This is a genomic window from Streptomyces sp. NPDC093510 (genome assembly GCF_040683555.1).
Classification (GTDB): Bacteria; Actinomycetota; Actinomycetes; order Streptomycetales; family Streptomycetaceae; genus Streptomyces.
This window is the reverse complement of the sequence record NZ_JBFBEE010000001.1, coordinates 524,459-543,697: the sequence shown is the minus strand read 5'-3', so window position 1 is coordinate 543,697 and position 19,239 is coordinate 524,459. Positions and strand designations below refer to the sequence as shown.

Annotated in this window: 19 protein-coding genes; 11 read left to right on the top strand and 8 right to left on the bottom strand. The window is 70.8% G+C overall.

Features of this window, described 5'->3' with window-relative positions:
• Positions 1-48 precede the first annotated feature (48 nt).
• Together AB0N81_RS02195 and AB0N81_RS02190 are read left to right on the top strand one after the other, a co-directional pair.
• On the top strand, positions 49-900 hold the full coding sequence (locus tag AB0N81_RS02195; RefSeq protein ID WP_365354797.1) for a hypothetical protein: 852 nt from the start codon (positions 49-51) through the stop codon (positions 898-900).
• Positions 901-1,830, top strand: a complete 930-nt coding sequence (locus tag AB0N81_RS02190; protein ID WP_365354796.1) for a proline iminopeptidase-family hydrolase — start codon at positions 901-903, stop codon at positions 1,828-1,830.
• A 113-nt stretch (positions 1,831-1,943) separates the two neighbouring features.
• Here AB0N81_RS02190 and AB0N81_RS02185 read toward each other — a convergent pair whose 3' ends face one another.
• Positions 1,944-3,635 carry an MFS transporter gene (locus AB0N81_RS02185; protein WP_365354794.1) on the bottom strand — a complete coding sequence of 564 codons (1,692 nt, stop codon included), beginning with the start codon at positions 3,633-3,635 and terminating at the stop codon, positions 1,944-1,946.
• A 39-nt stretch (positions 3,636-3,674) separates the two neighbouring features.
• The gene (locus AB0N81_RS02180; protein ID WP_365354793.1) at positions 3,675-4,235 is read right to left on the bottom strand and encodes a hypothetical protein; all 561 of its coding nucleotides are present in this window, start codon (positions 4,233-4,235) and stop codon (positions 3,675-3,677) included.
• A 143-nt stretch (positions 4,236-4,378) separates the two neighbouring features.
• Here AB0N81_RS02180 and AB0N81_RS02175 point away from each other — a divergent pair, with 143 nt between their 5' ends.
• A complete protein-coding gene (locus AB0N81_RS02175; protein WP_365354791.1) occupies positions 4,379-4,966 on the top strand; it encodes a PadR family transcriptional regulator in 588 nt (195 codons plus the stop codon).
• Positions 4,967-5,126: 160 nt separating this feature from the next.
• Here the strand turns inward: AB0N81_RS02175 and AB0N81_RS02170 are convergent, their stop codons facing one another.
• A complete protein-coding gene (locus tag AB0N81_RS02170; RefSeq protein WP_365354790.1) occupies positions 5,127-5,852 on the bottom strand; it encodes a VOC family protein in 726 nt (241 codons plus the stop codon).
• A 382-nt stretch (positions 5,853-6,234) separates the two neighbouring features.
• Between AB0N81_RS02170 and AB0N81_RS02165 the strand changes: the two genes are divergently transcribed.
• Positions 6,235-7,062, top strand: a complete 828-nt coding sequence (locus AB0N81_RS02165; RefSeq protein WP_365354788.1) for a sulfurtransferase — start codon at positions 6,235-6,237, stop codon at positions 7,060-7,062.
• Between the two features lie 54 nt (positions 7,063-7,116).
• Here the strand turns inward: AB0N81_RS02165 and sepH are convergent, their stop codons facing one another.
• Positions 7,117-8,217, bottom strand: coding sequence for a septation protein SepH (gene sepH / locus AB0N81_RS02160; protein WP_365354786.1), 1,101 nt, complete (start codon positions 8,215-8,217; stop codon positions 7,117-7,119).
• Positions 8,218-8,732: 515 nt separating this feature from the next.
• Here sepH and AB0N81_RS02155 point away from each other — a divergent pair.
• On the top strand, positions 8,733-9,932 hold the full coding sequence (locus AB0N81_RS02155; RefSeq protein ID WP_365354784.1) for a hypothetical protein: 1,200 nt from the start codon (positions 8,733-8,735) through the stop codon (positions 9,930-9,932).
• 8 nt (positions 9,933-9,940) lie between these two features.
• On the opposite strand, the gene AB0N81_RS02150 is transcribed toward AB0N81_RS02155, so the two are convergent.
• The gene (locus tag AB0N81_RS02150) at positions 9,941-11,272 is read right to left on the bottom strand and encodes a D-arabinono-1,4-lactone oxidase (protein ID WP_365354783.1); all 1,332 of its coding nucleotides are present in this window, start codon (positions 11,270-11,272) and stop codon (positions 9,941-9,943) included.
• Positions 11,220-12,470 carry an MFS transporter gene (locus AB0N81_RS02145; protein WP_365354781.1) on the bottom strand — a complete coding sequence of 417 codons (1,251 nt, stop codon included), beginning with the start codon at positions 12,468-12,470 and terminating at the stop codon, positions 11,220-11,222. The genes AB0N81_RS02150 and AB0N81_RS02145 overlap by 53 nt, the downstream gene beginning before the upstream one ends.
• A 166-nt stretch (positions 12,471-12,636) precedes the next feature.
• Here AB0N81_RS02145 and AB0N81_RS02140 point away from each other — a divergent pair, with 166 nt between their 5' ends.
• Both AB0N81_RS02140 and AB0N81_RS02135 read left to right on the top strand, forming a co-directional pair.
• The gene (locus tag AB0N81_RS02140; RefSeq protein ID WP_365354780.1) at positions 12,637-13,764 is read left to right on the top strand and encodes a ferrochelatase; all 1,128 of its coding nucleotides are present in this window, start codon (positions 12,637-12,639) and stop codon (positions 13,762-13,764) included.
• Between the two features lie 12 nt (positions 13,765-13,776).
• Complete coding sequence (locus tag AB0N81_RS02135; protein WP_365354779.1) at positions 13,777-14,592, top strand: inositol monophosphatase family protein; 816 nt, start codon at positions 13,777-13,779, stop codon at positions 14,590-14,592.
• A gap of 101 nt (positions 14,593-14,693) precedes the next feature.
• Here AB0N81_RS02135 and AB0N81_RS02130 read toward each other — a convergent pair whose 3' ends face one another.
• Positions 14,694-14,867 (bottom strand): hypothetical protein, encoded by a 174-nt coding sequence (locus tag AB0N81_RS02130; protein WP_355804484.1) that lies wholly within the window; start codon positions 14,865-14,867, stop codon positions 14,694-14,696.
• 313 nt (positions 14,868-15,180) lie between these two features.
• Between AB0N81_RS02130 and AB0N81_RS02125 the strand changes: the two genes are divergently transcribed.
• The 4 genes from AB0N81_RS02125 to AB0N81_RS02110 all read left to right on the top strand — a co-directional run bounded on the left by AB0N81_RS02125 (position 15,181) and on the right by AB0N81_RS02110 (position 18,730).
• The gene (locus AB0N81_RS02125) at positions 15,181-15,834 is read left to right on the top strand and encodes a response regulator transcription factor (RefSeq protein WP_365354778.1); all 654 of its coding nucleotides are present in this window, start codon (positions 15,181-15,183) and stop codon (positions 15,832-15,834) included.
• Between the two features lie 6 nt (positions 15,835-15,840).
• A complete protein-coding gene (locus AB0N81_RS02120) occupies positions 15,841-17,088 on the top strand; it encodes a HAMP domain-containing sensor histidine kinase (RefSeq protein ID WP_365354777.1) in 1,248 nt (415 codons plus the stop codon).
• Positions 17,089-17,481: 393 nt separating this feature from the next.
• On the top strand, positions 17,482-17,778 hold the full coding sequence (locus AB0N81_RS02115; RefSeq protein WP_055563079.1) for a DUF4193 domain-containing protein: 297 nt from the start codon (positions 17,482-17,484) through the stop codon (positions 17,776-17,778).
• 13 nt (positions 17,779-17,791) lie between these two features.
• Complete coding sequence (locus tag AB0N81_RS02110) at positions 17,792-18,730, top strand: hypothetical protein (RefSeq protein ID WP_365354775.1); 939 nt, start codon at positions 17,792-17,794, stop codon at positions 18,728-18,730.
• A 1-nt stretch (position 18,731) separates the two neighbouring features.
• Here the strand turns inward: AB0N81_RS02110 and AB0N81_RS02105 are convergent, their stop codons facing one another.
• Positions 18,732-19,184, bottom strand: a complete 453-nt coding sequence (locus AB0N81_RS02105) for a DUF3093 domain-containing protein (RefSeq protein WP_365354774.1) — start codon at positions 19,182-19,184, stop codon at positions 18,732-18,734.
• Positions 19,185-19,239: the final 55 nt, after the last annotated feature.

The window sequence follows — 19,239 nt, the reverse complement described above, 5'->3', positions numbered from 1 at the left end:
CAGCACGACGTGCGAGCGCAAGACAAGCAAGAGACGGAGACACACCCCATGGAATCCACGGCAACCCGCACCGCATGGTCCGAGATCGGCGGAAAGGGATCCGGAGACCTCGTGCTCGCGGTGGACTTCACGGCCACCGGACGCCCGGACGCCCGCTTCGCCGACCTCGTCGAACTCTCGGCGACCGACCGCCCGGTGTGGGAGTCGATGCCGCAGGCGATCGCCACGGACATCGGCCCCGGCGGCGCCGTCTACCTCGACCGCTGGACCGAGGAGATACGCGCCGACGGCCGCCGCGTGGGCGCCGTCCTCGGATTCTGCGCGGGCGCGGTCTTCGCCGCCGAACTCGCCGACCGCATCGCCGCATGGCAGGACGGTGCGCCCCGGCTGCTGCTCTTCGACCCGGAGAAGGCCAACGCGGTCGGCCTGTACTGGCAGTTCCACCAGTCCATCGCGCTCTTCGAGGGCATCCTCGGCGCCGACGCGGTGGCCCGGGCCGGCGAGGCGGGGCGCACGGCGCTGGACGCGGGCGACGGCCTGCGTGCGCTCGGCACCACGCTGGTCACCCTGTTCAAGGAGGTCAGCGAGCCCGCGTTCGAGCAGCTCGACCTCGACGAGGAGGACCGCGCGGAGTTCACCGACTCGTTCACGGCGTTCGTCGCGTACGTCGTCGCGGCCGACGAACTGCCCGCGCAGGGCTCCTGGGCCAAAGCCACCGCCTTCTCCTCGGCGACGCCGCACAGCGGTCTGAACCCGCTGCGCGACAAGCACCCGGACGGCGTGGCGGGCCCGGCGGGCATCGTCGCGCGGGAGCTGCGCTTCGACTGCGACCACCCTGACCTGCTGCGCGACCCGGAAGCCGCGAAGGCGTTCAACGAGCTGATCGCGGACGGTGAGTGAATGTTCCCCGCACCCAGCCGCAAGGGCACGGTCCCGTTCCGCGGCCACCGAACCTGGTACCGGATCACCGGTGATCTGTCGAGCGGCCTGACACCGCTGGTCGTCGCGCACGGCGGCCCCGGCAGCACGCACGACTACCTGCTGCGGCTCACCGAGTTCGCGGCCGACGGCCGTCCCGTCATCCACTACGACCAGCTCGGCAACGGCGGCTCGACACACCTGCCGGACCACGGCGCCGACTTCTGGACCGTCGGCCTCTTCCTCGACGAGCTGGACAACCTGCTGAGCCAACTCGGCGTGGCCGACGACTACTTGCTGTTCGGCCAGTCCTGGGGCGGCATGCTCGGCGCGGCCCACGCGGCGCGCCGCCCGGCTGGCCTGCGCGGCCTGGTCATCGCCAACTCGCCCGCCTCGATGGTGCTCTGGCGCCAGGAGTGCGAACGGCTCAAGGACGAGATGCCCGCCCCGCACCGCGAGGCGCTGCGCCGCCACGGGGCGACGGGCGACTTCGACCACCCGGAGTACACACGGGCGGTGTACGCCTTCTACGGACGGCACATGTGCCGCGCGGACCCGCTCCCCAGGGAGGTCGGCGCCACGCTCCTGGAGCTCCAGAGCGACCCGACGGTGTACAGCACGATGAACGGCCCGAACGACTTCCACGTCATCGGTACGCTGCGCGACTGGTCGTTGATCGAGAGCCTGCCGCGGATCGAGGTCCCGGTCCTGGTGATCTCCGGCCGGTACGACGAGGCGACACCGCTGACGGTCCAGCCGTTCCTCGACCACGTCCCTGACGTGCGCTGGGAACTGTTCGAGGAGTCCAGCCACATGCCGCACGTGGAGGAGCCCGCGCGCTTCGACGCGGTGCTCGCGCGGTGGCTCGACGAGCGGCAGCGGGACGGCCGCCGGGGAGCTGCGACGGCGTGAGGAGAAGGTGCCGCGGTGTGCCGGGGGAGACACACCGCGGCGGCTCAGGGGGAGGACACCGCGCCGTGCGGCACCGGCTGCGCACGGTGCGGTGTCCTGTCGTCGCATGCCGCTCACTCCTCCTCGGCGCGCTGACGCGCTTGCCGGGGCATGAGGAACGCGCACACGAACGCGGCGCCGAACGCGGCCGTCACGGCCCACATCGTGCGTTGCACGGCGTGGACGGGGCCGGAGTCGGCGAGACTGAAGTAGAGCGAGCCGAAGACAGCGGTGCCGAGCGCGTAGGCCAGCTGCTGAATGGCGTTGAGCGTGCCGGACGCCGATCCGGCCTCGTGGTCGGAGATGTCGCCGAGCGCGATGGATATGAAGGGCGCCATGAGCAGCCCGAGTCCCAGGCCGGTCACCAGCAGGCTGGGTGCCAGCTCCCAGCTGGTGGCGTCCAGACCGGAGCTCTTCGCCGCGGCCGCCATGGCGACCATGCCCGCGCCGGTGACGACGAGGCCCGCGTGCAGCGTGCGGCGACCGTACTTGGGTCCGAGCCAGGCCCCGGCGAGGCCGGCGCCGACGGTGGTGCCGATCGACCACGGGACCAGGGTGAGCCCGGTGTGCAGGGCCGTGTATCCCAGGGACTGCAGGTAGTAGGTGGTGGCCATCGTCATGCCGGAGAGCCCGGAGTAGAAGGCGACGCCGACGACGAGCGAGGCGACGAAGGCCCGGTTGCGGAAGAGGGTCGGCTCGATGAGCGGCGCGCGGCCGGTGCGCACCCGGCGCCGCTGGCGCCGCCGCAGATGCAGGGCGAAGACGACGAAGGCGGGCAGGGAGAGCGCGAGGAGCACGAAGATCCACGGCGGCCAGTCCTGATCGTGGCCCTGTACGAGCGGATACACGAGCAGCAGCGTGGCCACGGAGACCATGACGGCGCCCATGATGTCGAGCCGGGTCACGTTCCGGGACTTGTTCTCCGGCATGGTGACGACCGACGCGACGAGCGCGGCCACGCCGACCGGAGCGTTGATGAGGAAGATCATGCGCCAGCCGGAACCGAAGAGGTCGGCGCTGGTGATGATGCCGCCGAGGACGGGCCCGAGCACCGTGGCGAGGCCCATGACGGGGCCGAACGCGGCGAACGCCGCGGACCGCTGCGAGGGCGGGAACATGGACCGCAGCAGCGCGAGACCCTGCGGCGCCATCAGCCCGGCCGCCGCGCCCTGCAGACACCGGGCCGCGATGAGCATGCCGGGTCCGGTGGCGAGCGCGCTCACCACGGAGAAGACGGTGAACCCGGCGATGCCGATGTTCAGCATGCGCTTGCGGCCGACGATGTCGCCGAGGCGGCTGCCCGTGACGAGCAGCATGGCGAAGGCGAGCGTGTAGGAGGCGGCGGTCCACTGCATCTGCGCGGACGAGGCGCCGAAGTCCTCCTTGATGTAGGGCGCGGCGACCTGGACGATCATCGTGTCCAGCATCTCGAGCGCCCCGGTGGCGAGGATGACGGCCAGGCCCCACCAGCGTCGGGGATGGCCCTGCTCGGCGACCCCGGCCTCGGCTCCGGTCTCCGCTCCGATCCCCGCTCCCGCTCCGGCGGGCTCCCCGTCCGGGGAGTCACTGCGGACGACGGAGGTGGGGACGGTGTCGACGAGCGCGTGGTCGGTCCTGCCCTCGGCGGTCTCGGCGGTCTCGGCGGTCTCGCCGGCCTCGGCGGTCTTGACGGTCTTGTTTGTCCTGTCTTCGGAACCGGCTCGGTTCTCGGTGCCGGTACCGGCACCAGCACCAGCACCGGACTGTGTCGGTGGTCGAGTCGCCATGCCCCTCCCTCGTCTCCCTCGCCGCGTGGCCGGTCCCGATCACTTCGTCAGGTGACGCTGGCGGGCGGTCTCCGGGTAGCGCATGGTGAAGCGGATCGGGATGACGAAGCCGAGGACGCTGACGATCGTGCGGGCCGTGGAGGCGTCGGGGTTCACGTGCTGGATGACGGTGTTGATCACGCCGGTGGCGGTGAAGGCGGCGGCCCAGGCGGCGGTGATCACGTTGTTGACCTTGCGGAAGAACGGGCTGTTCCAGTGCTCGGCGGGCACCATCGTGCGGGCGATGCCCGCGGTGAACGGCTTGCCGATGAGCAGCGAGCCCCAGGCGGTGACGGCCAGCCACAGCGAGGAACCCGGCTGGTAGTAGTCCTGCAGCCAGCTGTGGTCCGACTGGACGGCGGCGAGGGCCGCCACGGCCGCGAAGTAGATCACGGCGCTGACCTCGATGACGGCGGCGTCCCAGGGGCGTCCCTGCGACCGCTGCATCGCCATGATGGCGACGGCGACCACGAGGCCGATCAGCGCTATGGCGGGCAGGTCGATGGTGCCGCCGAGTACCGCGACGGCGATCCACGGAAGGAAACTGCGCAGGTAAGCCATGGGGTGCTTGCTCCTCGATTCGGTCCCGTTCGGCGGCCCTGTGCCATCGACGCGCCGGGACATTCCAATCTCGACACGTCGATAGTAGATAGTCCAGTATCGACATGTCAAAGGTGATCTGTTGAGGGATTAGGATGAGCCGTATGAGCCTTCGTCACGCACTACTCGGACTGCTGGCAGAACGACCGGGCAGCGGATATGACTTGATCAAGACCTTCCAGGTCTCCCTGTCGAACGTGTGGCCCGCCACGCAGAGCCAGGTCTATACGGAACTCACACAGCTGGAGAAGGCCGGCCTCGTCGAGGTGGTCAGCGAGGGCGCCCGCGGCCGCAAGGAGTACGCGCCGACGGACGAGGGGCGCGAGGTGCTCCGCCACTGGCTCCTGGAGACCAAGAACGAGCCGGAGGACCGCCAGCGCAACGACGTCCTCCTGCGCGTCTTCCTCCTGGGGACCGTCACTCCGCAGGAGGCGGAGTCCTTCATGAAGCGCCGCGCCGAGGTGGCCACGCGCATGCACGAGGACTACGAGAAGCTCGGAGAGCTCGAATGGGGCGCGCAGCCCCTGGAGATCTACGGCCGGATCATCCTCGAATGGGCTCTGCGCTTCACGGAGATGCAGCGGGAGTGGAGTGAGTGGGCCGCGGAGCAGATCCGCGCCTCGGCCGAGGGCTCGGAGCAGCCGGAGGGTGGGGACGACCTGCCGGAGCGGTCCGACGGGCCGCGCAAGTAGCGGCTCGCACGGGCAGTTGACAGTTCGGGTCAGTTCTCAGTTCAGGCCGTAGGCCAGGAAACAGGAAAAAGGCCAGGCCGGATCTCACCCGGCCTGGCCTTTTTACGTCGCCGACGTGAGTCGGCGGCGGCGACACTGCTTCGTGGACGCGACGTAGGCGTCAGGCGTCTGTGTGTGAACGTACGACGGTGAAGGCCGCACCCTCCAGGTCGGCGACCGTCGCCATGCGCCCGAGGTTGCCTTCCCTGGCCGGCTTGATGACATGGCCCCCGAGTTCGAGGACCCGCTCCACCGCCTCGTCCACGTCGGCGACTTCGAAGTGCGTCATCCAGTGGGGGCCCCGGTCGCGCGGCAGTGACTGGCCCACTCCGTGCACGGACGCCACAGGACGGTCGTCCACGCACAGCGTCACGTAGTCGAAGTCGGCCGAGACGACCGCCTCCACGGTGCAGCCGAAGACGTTCTGGTAGAACTTGACGACGCTCGACGTCTCCAGTGTCACCAGCTCGTTCCAGGTCGGCGTGCCGGGCCTGCCGACCACCGCGGTGCCCAGGTGGGCCGCCGCCTGCCAGATGCCGAACACGGCGCCCATCGGGTCCGACGCGATGGCGAGCCGCCCGGCCTCACCCGCGTCGAGCGGGCCGACGCCGACGGTGCCGCCGCAGTGCCGCACGGCCTCAGCCGTCGCGTCCGCGTCGTCCGTGGCCAGATAGGGCGTCCAGGCGATGCGCAGCTGACGGCCCTCCGGCAGCTGCCCGATACCCGCCACCTCCTGGTCGTCGAGCAGCGCCCGCACGTACGGGCCGAGCTGCTGCGGACCCGGCCGGAACTCCCACCCGAAGAGTGACCCGTAGAACTCCTGGGTCGCGGGCAGATCATGTGTCATCAGACTCACCCAGCAGGGCGTACCGAGCTTGTCCCGCAGACCGGTCCACGCACCGTCCCGCCGTACTTTCCCGAAGGGCTCCGACGAGCTCTGTCCAGGGGAGACCCCATTCGCCCGCGCCTCGGTCATCGTCACCCTCTCCTCGGTCTTCGTGCGACCGCTCAGCTCTGTATTCGAATGTGCATACGGCGCCGCGCTGTCCGGCTTCCCGCGGTAGATGCCCGATTTCCCGCTTCTCATCCGTGACGCGCGCTCGCTCCGACCCGTCCGTCATCCGTACGGGCCGTGCATGGTTCCATACGCCCCGTGGTCGGGCGTCGTCCGGCGGTGCAGGGTAGCCGCACCTTGGCGACACGACCACCCCGTACGCAAGGATGGGGCCATGAATGCCATCATCTCCGCATCCGAACTCGCGAGCGAGCTGGCGGGCGGGAATCCGCCGGTCGTGCTCGACGTCCGCTGGCAGCACGCGGGCTCCCAGCGCTCCGCATACGAGGAAGGGCACATTCCGTCGGCTGTCTTCGTCGATCTGGACGCCGACCTGGCCGGACCCGCGGGTTCCGGTGGCCGGCACCCCCTGCCCGACGTGGACCGATTCGGTGCCGTGATGCGGGCGGCCGGGGTCTCGCAGGACCGGGACGTCGTCGTGTACGACGGTGGCCAGAACTGGGCGGCGGCACGCCTGTGGTGGATGCTGCGCTGGACGGGTCACACGTCCGTCCGGGTCCTCGACGGTGGCATCGGTTTCTGGACGGGTCCGCTGGAGCGGGGCGCGGGTACGGCGCCGGCCGAGGGCTCCTTCGAGCCGGCGCCGAACAGCACGGACCTCCTGGACGCGGACTCCGCCGCGGCCCTGGCGCGCTCCGGACTCCTCCTGGACGCCCGCGCGGCCGAGCGCTACCGCGGCGAGGTCGAGCCGATCGACCGCGTGGCCGGTCACATCCCGGGCGCGGTGTCGGCACCGACCACGGAGAACGTCGAGGCGGACGGCCGCTTCAGGCCCGCGGACGAGTTGGCGGTCCGCTTCAAGGCGCTGGGCACGTCCGGCACTTCGGAGGTCGGCGTCTACTGCGGCTCGGGAGTCTCGGGCGCCCATGAGGTGCTCGCCCTCGCGGTGGCGGGGATTCCGGCCGCGCTGTACGTCGGCTCGTGGTCGGAGTGGTCGGCCGACCCCTCGCGTCCCGTGGCGACGGGGCCGGACCCGCAGTAGGACGGGGCCGGTCCTCGCACCCGTCGGGTGCGAGGACCGTGGCCCTGCGTCCGGTTACTCCTGCTTCTTGCGGCGCGTGCCGAAGACGATCTCGTCCCAGCTGGGCACCGCCGCGCGGCGGCCCGGCCGCACACCGTCGGCCTCGGCCTGACGGTCCGTCGAGCCGACGAGACGGTCGCGGTGGCTCGCCACCGCGCGCGGCATGAGTACGTCGGCGTAGGCCGCGCCGGCACCGGCGGAAGCCGCCGGGGGCTCCTCCGAGTCCGGCTCCTGCTCGGGCTCCTCCTGGGCGGGCGGCGGCAGTTCCGTGGTGGTCGCGGCCGTGGGGCGCTCGGGCACCACCATGTCGCCGCGGAAGCTGGGCACCGCCTCCAGGAGGCTGGTCAGGGAGTCGCGCTCCTGCTCGGCGACCGCGGAGGCCGCCCCGGTGCTCTCCTCCGGCGGGTCGGCGGGCGGAGCGGGGATGCTCGGGCGGTCGAGCTGCCGGTCGAGGGCACGGTCGAGCGGCCGGTCCGCGGGGCGGTCCCGGGGGAGCCGCGCGATGCGCGGCACGAACGGGAAGCTGGGCTCGGGCGCGGAGATGTCGTCCGTCTCGCCGATCAGCGAGCGCGCCTCGTCGTCCACGGCCTGGACGAGCCGCCGGGGCGGGTCGTACGTCCAGCACGCGGAGTGCGGCTCGGTCGCGACGCGGTAGACGAGCAGGACTTCCCAGGTGCCGTCGTCGCGGCGCCAGGAGTCCCACTGGACGGTGTCCTTGTCGACGCCCCGCAGCATCAGCCGCTCCTGCACGGCCTCGCCGAGCTGGGGGCCGGTGTTCTCGCCGGGGCGGCGTACGGGGGTTTTCCTGGCGCGTTCCGCCATGAAGGCGCGCTCGGCGAGCACGGGTCCTTCGAAGCGGCGGACGCGATCGACGGGGATGCCCGCGAGCTGGGCCACTTCTTCCGCGCTGGCGCCCGCACGTATCCGGGCCTGGATGTCGCGCGGGCGGAGGTGGCTCTCCACCTCGATCTCGATCTGTCCGAGTCGGGGCCTGTCGCCGCGGACGGCCGCACGCAGCCGCTCGTCGATCGGAAGCGTGTACTCCGTGCTGTCCGCAGCCTTCAGCACCAGCCGTGTGCCGTCGTTGCTGACGGCCACGACACGCAGTTCGGGCATGGGGACCTCCCGGGTGGTGCCTGCCGACGTCACGTGCGTCGCTGCTTCCGCTAGTCGAGTGTGGCCTGCCCGGGTGCAGCCTGCCACAACCTTGCCGATTTGCCCGGCGTGTCGGGCATGGGCCCTGGCTCGCCGTTATGGCACGGTTACCATTTCGCAACGCTAAGTGACGACGTTCGTCACCCTGTGAAGCGAGCCCCCCACCCGGCGGTCCTGGAAGGCCCCGGGCACCCTGGCGGGAGACCGGACCCAGGGCTCGCAACAGTACTCCATTCGGGCCACGCGGGTGGACCGCCGCGCCGCCGAAGTTCTCGTGGGGGAGGGCAGTTGACGGACACTGACGGGCGCTGGCGGGCGCCGACGGGCATTGACGGGCGCTCCCGCTCTCCCGTCGCGCCCGCGCGCGGGTGGCGCACTTCACGGAAAAGGCGGAAACGGAACTAATCGCTTCGCCCATACGTCCCTGTCTCGTGCAGTCAGTCGAGAAAGGCGTGAAAGGCAGGTAAGGGTCGGAGATGCGTGAAAAGCCGGATTCCGGCAAGGAGTCGAAGGACCAGGAGGAGCCGGAGGAGAAGCGGCGCCTCGATCTGAGCGTGCCGCAGGTGGCGGGCAGTGCCATCGCCGCGGTCGTGGCGGCCAAGCTCGCCTCGAACCTCGGTGTCTACGGGACGATCCTCGGCGCCGGCGTCGTCAGCGCGATCGCGACCTGTGGCGGCACCGTCTTCCAGCACTTCTTCAAACGTACGGGCGAGCAGATACGTGACGTCACGGTGCAGGCCAAGCCGAAGGCGCGGCAGGTACCGGTGACGCCCGACGCACAGGTGCCCGAGACGTTCAGAACCGCGACCCACACGAGAGCCATGGGCGCGACCGGGCCCGTGACCACGACGTGGGGGAGACCACAGCCGGCCGGCACGGATGCCGACGCCGACGCGACCACGGTGCTGCCGGCGGCGGAAGACGCTGATCCCACGACGGTGCTGCCCTCCGTGGCGGCCGGGCTCGACGCCGACGCCGACAGGACCCAGCTCCTCGGGACCGTGGACGCCGCGCAGTTGGACGCCACACAGCTGTTGCCCAGGGACGACGCCACGCGCGTGCTCCGCACCGAGGGTCACGTCCCGGCTCCGACGACCGCTGTCGAACCGCCGCTCCCGCCGGACGAGTTCACCGAGGGCACCACGCACCGCGCGCGTATCCGCAGCTGGAAGCGGCCGTTGATCGCCGCGGCCGTCGTCTTCGGTGTCGCCATGGCGGGGATCACGACGTACGAGGTGGTCTCCGGGGAGGACTTCAGCGGCGGCAAGGGGACCACGATCGGCAACGGCTTCTCGGGCCGCAACTCCTCTCCGGAGAAGCCGTCCACGCCCTCGGTCGAACCGTCCGGTCAGCCGTCGGACAACGGCACCACGGGGACGGACGAGGGCTCCGGGCAGGGTGACGGAAACGCCTCGCCGGACCCGAACGGCACCGGAGGCGAGACCCCGGGGAGCGGTCAGGGCAACGGAACGGGCAACGGCACCGACTCCGGTTCGAAGGGCGACCCGGACAGCGGCACCGGCACGGACCCCGACAAGGACAAGGGCACCGGCTCCGGAGACGACGGTTCCAAGACGGACCCGACGCCCACGCCGACCCCGACGCCCACTCCGTCGAGCGGCACGGGCACCGGCTCGGACGGCGACGCCCAGCAGGGCGGGACCCCCTCTCCGTAGAGGGCGGTTCAGTCGCCGAGGACCCGTCGCAGGTAGTCGTTGCCGAACAGGCGGTCCGGGTCGAGGCGGTCGCGCAGGTCGGTGAACTCGCCGAAGCGGGGGTACGCCTTGGAGAAGTACTCCGCGTCGCGCGTGTGCACCTTGCCCCAGTGCGGCCGCCCCTCGTGCGCGGTGAAGATCCGCTCGGCGGCCGTGAAGTACGCCTGGTACGGCGTGCCCCGGTACATGTGGACGGCGATGTACGCGCTCTCCCGGCCCGCGGCCGTGGAGAGCGCGATGTCGTCCGCGGGCGCCGTGCGGACCTCCACGGGGAAGCTGATCCGCAGCCGCGAGCGGTCCACCATCGCCCTCAGCTCGCGCAGGGTCGGTACGAGGGCCTCGCGCGGGACGGCGTACTCCATCTCCATGAACCGCACGCGGCGCGGGCTGGTGAAGACCTTGTAGGGGATGTCCGTGTACGTGCGTGCGGACAGTGCCTTGCTGGAGATCTTGGCGATGCCGGGTATGGCCGCGGGGACGGCGCGGCCGAGGGAGTTGACCACCTGGAAGAGGCCGTTGGAGAGCAACTCGTCCTCTACGAAGGCGCTGATCCGGCTGGGCGGCGCCGCCGGGCCGGGGCTGCGGTTGTTGCGCTTGGTGGTGCAGTTGCCGGTGTGCGGGAACCAGTAGAACTCGAAGTGCTCGTTCTCGGTGACGAGCGCGTCGAAGTCACCGGTGACCTTGTCGAAGGTCATGGGCTCCTCGCGGGCCGTGAGGAAGAAGATCGGCTCCACGGCGAAGGTGATCGCCGTGATCACGCCGAGCGCCCCGAGCCCGATGCGGGCGGCGGCGAAGACCTCGGGGTTCTCGTCGGCGGAGCAGGTCAGGACCGTGCCGTCCGCGGTGACCAGCTCGAGGCCCTTGATCTGGGCGGCGATCGAGGCCGACTCGCGGCCCGTGCCGTGCGTGCCGGTGCTGACGGCCCCGGAGACGGTCTGCTCCATGATGTCGCCCATGTTCGTGAGCGACAGGCCCTCACGGGCGAGCGCCGCGTTCAGGCGCTTCAGCGGGGTGCCCGCCCCGACGGTGACCGTCCCCGCCGCACGGTCGATGCTGCGGATGCCCGCGAGCAGGTCGGGGCGTATGAGAACGCCGTCGGTCACGGCGGTCGCCGTGAAGGAGTGCCCGGAACCGACCGGCTTCACCTTGAGGCCGTCGTCCTTGGCGCGGCGCAGTGCGGCGGACAGTTCGCCGACCGACGCGGGGGTGGCCTCCCGGACCGGCCGAGCGGTGACGTTGCCCGCCCAGTTACGCCACGTCGCTGTGCTCTTCCCGCTGCCCGTGCCCGTTCGCGTGCTCATGCGGCCCTCCCCGTTGCGGCACCGGCCTCTTCAGCCGGCGATACCCAAGGAACCCGACCGCGACCGCGACGGCTCCGGAGACGCCCGGCACCCCGTACCCGGCATCCGAGCCCGCGGCGTCGATGACCCAGCCGGCCGCGGAGGAGCCGAGCGCGACGCCGACCGCGAGCCCGGTGCTCACCCACGTCATGCCCTCGGTCAGTTTCGCGCGTGGTACGTGCTGCTCGACGAGGGCCATCGTCGTGATCATTGTCGGTGCGATGGAGAGGCCCGCTACGAACAACGCCACGGCCAGCAACGGAAGGTTCCCGACCAGTTGAAGCGGGATCATACTCACGGCCATCGCACAGACACCCAGCAGCCATCGGGGGGCCGGCGCCCCCTTGAAGTGCAGCAGCCCGAAGGCCGCTCCTGCCAGGCAGGAGCCGAGCGCGTAGACCGCGAGGACCAGGCTCGCCGCGGACTTGTGGCCCTGGTCCTCCGCGTACGCCACGGTGACCACGTCGATCGATCCGAAGATCGCGCCGGTCGCGACGAAGGTGAGGACGAGCACCTGAAGGCCCCCGGAGCGCAGCGCCGACTCCTTGGTGTGGTGCTCGCGCGGGTGCGGCACAGGCTCGGTGGCCCGCTGGGCCGTCAGCCAGAAGACGCCCACGGCGAGGAAGGCGCCCGCGAGCAGCGGACCCGCCTCGGGGAACCACACCGTGGACAGACCGATCGAGATGATCGGCCCGAAGATGAAGCAGACCTCGTCCACCACCGACTCGAAGGAGTACGCGGTGTGCAGCTGCGGGGTGTCGCGGTACAGGACCGCCCAGCGCGCCCGGATCATCGAGCCGACACTCGGCACACAGCCGACCAGGGCGGCGAAGACGAACAGCGACCAGTCGGGCGCCTCGAACTTCGCGCAGAGCAGCAGCCCGGCGACCGCGGCCAGGGACACCAGCGTCGCGGGCCGCAGCACACGCCGCTGGCCGTGCCGGTCCACGAGCCGGGAGATCTGCGGCCCGATCGCCGCCGCGGACAGCGCGACCGTCGCCGACAGCGCGCCCGCGAGGCCGTACCGCCCGGTGAGCTGGGACACCATGGTCACGATGCCGATGCCCATCATCGACAGCGGCATGCGGCCGAGGAACCCGGCGCCGGAGAAGGCCTTGGTGCCGGGGGCGGCGAATATGGCGCGGTAGGGGCTGGGCACGAGGAACTCCGCGGAGGCGCCGGAGCGGCTCCGCGAGGAGAGGCTCCGGTAAGGCGTAAAGATGGCTGATACAGCTTACGGCTCCGGAGGGGTCGGCGGCACGGGGATTTTCCGGTCGGCGGAGGCCGTTTTCCGCCTGTCAGTGGCGGGTGGCAGGATCGGAGACATGTCCGATGCGCTGGATCCCACTCCGTACGACGCCCTGCTGCTGCTCTCCTTCGGCGGCCCCGAAGGCCCGGACGACGTCGTCCCGTTCCTGGAGAACGTGACGCGTGGTCGCGGCATCCCCAAGGAGCGGCTCAAGGAGGTGGGGCAGCACTACTTCCTGTTCGGCGGGGTCAGCCCCATCAACGACCAGAACCGCGCCCTGCTCGACGCCCTGCGCAAGGACTTCGCGGAGCACGGCCTGGACCTCCCGGTCTACTGGGGCAACCGCAACTGGGCGCCCTACCTGACCGACACCCTGCGCGAGATGGTCACCGACGGCCACCGCCGCATCCTCGTCCTGGCCACCAGCGCGTACGCGTCGTACTCGGGCTGCAGGCAGTACCGCGAGAACCTCGCGGACTCCCTCGCCGTCCTGGAGTCCGAGGGCCTGGAGCTGCCGAAGATCGACAAACTCCGGCACTACTTCAACCACCCCGGCTTCGTACGCCCCATGATCGACGGCGTCCTGAAGTCCCTCGCCGACCTCCCCGAAGACGTGCGGGCGGGCGCGCACCTGGCCTTCACCACCCACTCGATCCCGAACGCGGCGGCGGACACCTCGGGCCCCGTCGAGGAGCACGGGGACGGCGGGGCGTACGTCAGGGAGCACCTGGACGTGGCCCGCCTCATCGCCGACGCCGTCCGCGCGGAGACCGGCGTCGAGCACCCCTGGCAGCTCGTCTACCAGTCGCGCAGCGGAGCCCCGCACATCCCGTGGCTCGAGCCCGACATCTGCGACCACCTGGAGGAGCGGCACGGCGCGGGAGCGCCGGCGGTGGTCATGGTGCCCATCGGTTTCGTGTCGGACCACATGGAGGTTCTGTACGACCTCGACACCGAGGCCGAGGCCAAGGCGGCGGAGCTCGGCCTTCGGGTGCGCCGCTCGGCGACCGTCGGCGCCGACCCGCGGTTCGCCGCCGCGATCAGGGAACTCGTCCTGGAGCGGGCCGCCGCGGAGAGCGGCACACCCGTCACCCCCTGCTTCCTCGGTTCCCTCGGCGCGAGCCACGACCTGTGCCCCGTGGGCTGCTGCCCCGCCCGTGCCCCGAAGCCCGCGGCCGCGGGCGCCGACAGCCCGTACGCGTAAGGACTCTCCAAGGTGACCGCTGTGACCGACGTGAACGACCTCAAGGCAGAACTCCTCGCCGTCGCCCTGGAGGCCGCGCACCGCGCAGGGACCTTCCTGCGCGAGGGCCGGCCCGACGACCTGGGCGTCGCCGCCACCAAGTCCAGCGCCGTCGATGTCGTCACCGAGATGGACATCGCCTCCGAGAAGCTCATCACCGACTTCCTCGCCGAGCGCAGGCCCGCCGACGGCGTGCTCGGCGAGGAGGGTGCGAGCTCCGAGGGCAGCAGCGGCGTCCAGTGGGTCGTCGACCCGATCGACGGCACGGTCAACTACCTCTACGGACGCCCCGACTGGTGCGTGTCCATCGCCGCCCGCAAGGACGGCGAGACGCTCGTCGGCGTCGTGCACGCCCCGATGCGCGGCGAGACGTACAGGGCGGTCCTCGGGGAGGGCGCCCACCTCGGCGACCTGCCCGCGCGCGTGCGGCCCGCGCCCCCGCTCGACCAGGCACTGATCGGCACCGGCTTCGGATACGTCGCCGAGCGCCGGGCCCAGCAGGCCGAGGTGGCGCGCCACCTGATCCCGAAGGTCCGCGACATCCGGCGCGGCGGGTCGGCCGCGATCGACCTCTGCGACGTCGCGGTGGGCCGCCTCGACGCGTACTACGAGCGGGGACTCAACCCCTGGGACTTCGCGGCCGGTGACCTCGTGGCCCGGGAAGCGGGCGCGCTGACCGGTGGCCGCCCCGGAGAGCCCCTCTCGGGCGACCTGGCCATCGCGGCCCCGCCCGCCCTCTTCGCGACGCTCCAGGGCCTCCTGGAGGACTTCGGCGCCTGGCACGACTGAGCCGTCCTCGCCCACGGACCGAGCTGTCCGGGCACACAGAAGGGCCCCGGCACCTCGTCCACAGGTGCCGGGGCCCTTCCGCTCATGTCCTGAGGCGTCGGTCAGGCCTGCAGAGCGCCCACCTCGACGCCGTGCTCGGCCGCCAGGCGGTGGAGGTCCTCCAGCTCCGCCAGCTCGACCTCGGCAAGGAAGTCGTCTCCCGTCTCACGTGCCTTCGTGAGGTCGGACTCCGTGGCCTCTATGCGCTGCAGGAGACCTGCGGTGAATGCGTCCATGGTTGCGCCCCCTCGGCTGGGTCGTGGGTCGATGGCACGGGGGTGTGCCCTCAAAGAGTGGGGCGATCACGTCTCAAGCCGCTCTGGGAAAGCGGTTCGTGGCGCGCCACATACAAAGCGTGATCGCGGGTGTAAGGCCGTCCTCCCCTGGGTCCGTTCCGCAGAAACCTCAACCGGCGGAGAAAATCCCGCATTCCCGCGGTCCGCTGCCGATGACAGGCCGTCTTACAGCCGGTTTACGGCCGAAAGGGGCAGGATGGGGGCCTACCCCCAGACAGACCTGCCCGCAGGGGCACAGAGGAAGGACAGCGACGTGCGCGTACTCGTCGTCGAGGACGAGCAGCTGCTCGCCGATGCGGTGGCCACCGGACTGCGCCGGGAGGCCATGGCAGTCGACGTCGTGTACGACGGAGCGGCCGCCCTGGAGCGCATCGGTGTCAACGACTACGACGTGGTGGTGCTCGACCGGGACCTCCCGCTCGTCCACGGCGACGACGTCTGCCGCAAGATCGTCGAGCTCGGCATGCCCACCCGCGTCCTGATGCTCACCGCGTCGGGCGACGTGAGCGACCGTGTCGAGGGCCTGGAGATCGGCGCCGACGACTACCTCCCCAAGCCCTTCGCGTTCAGCGAGCTCACGGCACGCGTGCGTGCCCTCGGACGGCGTACGAGCGTCCCGCTGCCGCCCGTCCTGGAGCGCGCCGGGATCAAGCTCGACCCCAACCGCCGCGAGGTGTTCCGCGAGGGCAGGGAGATCCAGCTGGCCCCCAAGGAGTTCGCCGTCCTCGAAGTGCTGCTGCGCAGCGAGGGCGCGGTCGTCTCCGCGGAGCAGCTCCTGGAGAAGGCCTGGGACGAGAACACGGACCCGTTCACGAACGTCGTCCGGGTGACCGTCATGACCCTGCGCCGCAAGCTCGGTGAGCCGCCCGTCATCGTGACGGTGCCCGGCTCCGGCTACCGGATCTGATCGGCGGTGGCCGCGACCCCGGCGCCACCAGCCGCGCCCCCCAAGCCGACCTGGGACCCGAGGAAGGCCGAGCCGCCGTTCCCGTGGCTGCGCCCGACCATCCGCATACGGCTCACGCTGCTCTACGGCGGCATGTTCCTGATCGCGGGCATCCTGCTCCTGTCGATCATCTATCTGCTCGCCGCGCAGGCCCTGAACGTGGGCAGTGACCTGCCGTTCAGGGTCACGGGCAAGTCCACGGTCAGCAGCAGCACCTGTACCAACTTCCAGGGGCTCCCGGAACACCCCACGGAGGTGCAGCTCAACGCCGCGCTGAACGAGTGCGTCAACCGGATGCGCCAGAGTGCCCTCGACAACCTCCTCAGCCGGTCGCTGCTCGCCCTGCTCGGCCTCGCCGTGATCGCCTTCGCCTTCGGGTACGCGATGGCGGGCCGCGTGCTCTCGCCGCTCGGCCGGATCACGCGCACCGCCCGCAGGGTGGCCGGCACGGACCTGACCCGCCGCATCGAGCTGGACGGCCCGGACGACGAGCTGAAGGAGCTCTCGGACACCTTCGACGAGATGCTGGACCGCCTGGAGCGGGCCTTCACCGCCCAGCAGCGGTTCGTCGGCAACGCGTCGCACGAGCTGCGCACGCCCCTGGCGATCAACCGCACGCTCCTGGAGGTCCACCTCTCCGACCCGGGGGCGCCGCCCGAGCTTCACCAGCTCGGCAAGACGCTGCTGGCCACCAACGAGCGCAGTGAGCAGCTCGTGGAGGGCCTGCTGCTGCTCGCCCGCAGCGACAACCAGATCGTGGAGCGCAAGCCGGTCGACCTCGCCGAGGTCGCCGACCGCGCCGTCGACCAGGTGCGGGCCGAGGCCGACGCCAAGGGCGTGGAGATCCGCGGAGAGCGCGCCCCTGCCGTCGTGCAGGGCAACGGCGTCCTCCTGGAGCGGATCGCCCTGAACCTCGTCCAGAACGCCGTCAGGTACAACGTGCCGGACGAGGGCTGGGTCGAGGTCACCACGGAGGCCCAGCACGGTCAGGCGGTCCTGGTGGTGTCGAACACGGGTCCCGTGGTGCCCGCGTACGAGATCGACAACCTTTTTGAGCCGTTCCGGAGGCTGCGGACCGAGCGGACGGGCAGCGACAAGGGCGTCGGGCTTGGCCTGTCGATCGCCCGGTCGGTGGCGCGGGCCCACGGGGGCCGTATCATCGCGGAGCCGCGTGAGGGGGGAGGCCTCGTGATGCGAGTCACCTTGCCCCTCTGAGATGCTGGCGCGGACGCGCCGACGTGTTCGCTCTGCGCGAAATTCCCAAGGGTCCACCCCGGGGAAAAAGTGTGCGATCGATCACAGAGGCGATTTTTCGGCCATCTACTCTCCGTGATCGTGAAAGTCGTCGGAAAGCCGGGAAAATCCGGGTTTTCGGGGGTCTTGATCACGGGAAGTACACGGGGTGGCGCCCGTGGAGTGCGACATTCGGACCGTGTACGGTCCGATCGCCATCCAACCCGAGCACCTCTTCGGAGGTGCGGTTGGGTGTCGATTGAGTAACAGACCTTGATGTGAGGCAAAATCTCCGCCTCGGGTCGGGCACAAGTCCGGCCTCTCACGCGTTACGTGCGCTGGAGACACCGCAGACACCCAGAGGGGGAGAGCGACATGGCAACGGACTACGACACCCCACGCAAGACCGACGATGACGTCAACGAGGACAGCATCGAGGAACTCAAGGCACGTCGGAACGACAAGTCGACGTCGGCCGTAGACGTCGATGAGTTCGAGGCCGCAGAGGGCCTGGAACTGCCCGGCGCGGACCTTTCCAACGAGGAGCTCGCCGTGCGCGTGCTCCCGAAGCAGCAGGACGAGTTCACCTGCATGAGCTGCTTCCTGGTCCACCACCGCAGCCAGCTGGCCAAGGAGAAGAACGGCCAGCCGATCTGCCGCGACTGCGACTGAGGCGGGGTCGGCCGTGACTGGCTCGACCCCGTCCAGGAAGCGCCGCTTCCGCAAGGGCGGAGCGGACGAGGCCGGCGTCCCGGACGCCGGCGTGCGTGACGACGGGCGAGGCTCTTCCACCACCGGAGCAGCCTCGCTCGAACCGGCGAACGCCCTCGAGGCGGTGCCGGACGCGACGGCGGCGGACAAGGCCCCCAGGACCGACCGGAAAGCCGGTGGGACATCCAGGATCGGCCGCGTTGCCGCCGTCACGCACGGGGTGAAAGAAGGCGTGCGCAAGGGCGGGCGCGGCGCCAAGGCCGGCATCGGGTATCTCGCCGACCGGCTCATCGAGAACGCCCCGCGGATCCCGGTCCGCGATCTCGCGACCCTCCGCAAGCAGTTCCCGGGCCTCGGCCCCGAGCAGCTCGCGGACAAGCTCGTCGCGGGCGCCGCCAACGCCACGTCCACCGTGGGCGCGGGAGTGGGCGCCGCCGCGATGATGCCGGTGCCGCCCGCGATGCCCGCCGAACTCGCGGCGGAGATCACCGGTGTCGCCGCCATCGAACTGAAGCTGATCGCCGAGCTGCACGAGGTCTACGGACGGCGGCCCGACGGCAATCTGAAGCAGCGCAGCACCGAATATCTGAACTCCTGGTCACAGGAGCGCGGCGTCGACGTCTCGAAACCGGCGACCTTCAACGCCGCGCTGGGCGGCCAGATGAAGCGGGAGCTGCGGCAGCAGATCATGAAGCGGATGGTCCGGAACCTGCCGAACCTGATGCCCTTCATGGTGGGTGCCGCGGTCGGGGCGGTCATGAACCGCCGGGACACCAAGAAACTGGCGGCCCGCATCCGGCAGGACCTCCGCAAGACGCAGGTCCCGTGGGACGCGCTGCCGGAACTGCCGCCCCTCGACAAGCCGGACAACCCGCTGCGCATGGGGGACACCCCCAGGGAGCTGGGCCGCTGATCTACGCAGCGCTCTGCCTCACCGTGTCCAGCGCCTTCGCCAGTTCCTCCGGGTGCCGCGTCGAGACGTACACGTACGGCGTGGGGTCCTCGGGGTCCGTGATGTTCACGCGCAGTGCCGTGGGGATGTAGGCGCGCAGCAGCATGTACGCGCGCGGGTCGGCCTTGTAGGTGCGCCAGGCGCGGGTCTCCTCGCCCGTCAGGACCTCCGCGTCACCCAGGGCGGACACCGGGATCTTCGCGTCGCCCGCGACCAGTGAACCCGCCACCACACGGATTCGTACAGCGCCGTACGCGCTGGTGACGACGGCCGCCACGGCCGTGCCGCCGACCAGGCCGCCGAGGAGCGGCAGCGTGCCGAACGGCAGCAGGATCAGGGCCATCGCGACGCCGACCAGGAGAGAGGCGAACCACCACGAACGGGGCGCGGTCAGGCGTTCTTCGTAAGGCTGCATGGAACCAAGCTTGGCACGGTGCGGTTGCCGCGCTGACGCGGAGGTAAGGTCTGCG